Here is a 753-nt window from a genome sequence, read left to right as displayed (position 1 = left end):
GACACAAAAGGCTGAAGCCGTGCTCGGCCTGCCGGTCGTCGTCCTCCCCAACACACAGTTTCTGACGGGCCGCTATAACCCCTTTCCCGCGCCGGGCAAAAAGGTCATCCTGGAGAACTTCTACCGCGCCATGCGCCGGCACTTCGGCCTGCTGATGGACGGTGAGGCGCCGGTCGGCGGGCAGTGGAACTTCGACCGCGAGAACCGCCGGCCTCTGCCGAAGGACGCCGCGCCGCCTGCGCCGCTCCGCTTCCCGCCGGATGCCCTCACGCGGCAGGTGATGGCTGAAGTCGAAGCGGCAGGCTACGGGCTAGGCTCGGCGGCCAACTTCGGCTACGCCGTAACGCATGCGCAGGCCCGCGCCGCCCTGGACGACTTCATCGCCCACCGGCTTGACCTGTTCGGCCCGTACGAAGATGCGATGACGGCTCGCCATCGCACGCTGTATCACTCCGTGCTGTCGCCGTACATCAACATCGGTCTGCTAGACCCGCTGGAGATGGCGCGGGCAGCGGTGGACGCTTACCACGCGGGCCGTGCCCGGCTCAACTCGGTTGAGGGATTTGTACGACAGGTCATCGGCTGGCGCGAGTACATGTACTGGCAGTACTGGCGGCTGATGCCGCAGCTGGCGCGAAGCAATCACTGGCGAGCAACGCGCCCGCTGCCTGGATTCTTCTGGACGGGCGAAACGGAGATGAACTGTCTGCGCCACGTCCTGCGCAGCGCGCTGGAGACCGGCTACACCCACCA

General features: G+C 66.4%; 1 protein-coding gene. It reads left to right on the top strand.

The genetic code is table 11. The annotated features are described in order from the left end of the window. A partial coding sequence (locus tag NZU74_20375; protein MCS6883685.1) for a cryptochrome/photolyase family protein occupies window positions 1-753 on the top strand: 753 nt, incomplete at both ends.

This window comes from Chloroflexaceae bacterium (assembly GCA_025057155.1).
In the GTDB taxonomy this organism is placed as follows: Bacteria; Chloroflexota; Chloroflexia; order Chloroflexales; family Chloroflexaceae; genus JACAEO01.
Note: the sequence above shows the minus strand (reverse complement) of the source record. Positions and strands in the feature narration are given on the sequence as shown.